We start from the raw sequence: 348 nt of genomic DNA, 5'->3' as shown, positions 1-348 counted from the left end.
AATATCATAGTACCCATGTATCGCATTAATAAAGAAAAGAACAATATCGCCAAGCTTGAAGAACGGCTATTCAGCGATCTTAAAATTAGAGAAAGAGAAAACCTTCAAGAATGGATCGCAAAGAATCCTGAAATGTTGGGTGAGGAACTTCTTATAATTCAGAAAGAGTTTGATGGTTTCAATGATACCCAAGAGCGATTAGATCTGCTTGCAATTGATAAGGATGGCGGGTTGGTTATTATAGAAAACAAACTGGACGATTCTGGCCGTAATGTGGTTTGGCAGGCACTAAAATACACTTCTTACTGCTCCACCCTTACCAATAGCCAGATAATAAATATTTACCAG

The 348-nt window shown here is 37.6% G+C and carries 1 protein-coding gene; it reads left to right on the top strand.

Annotated elements, in window-relative coordinates; genetic code table 11:
• Positions 1–15 precede the first annotated feature (15 nt).
• The coding region (locus tag HC175_RS21395) for a PDDEXK family nuclease (RefSeq protein ID WP_168139947.1) at positions 16–348 on the top strand (333 nt) is incomplete at its 3' end.

Source organism: Salinimicrobium oceani, from assembly GCF_012037645.1.
This window is presented reverse-complemented; position numbering and strand designations above follow the sequence as displayed.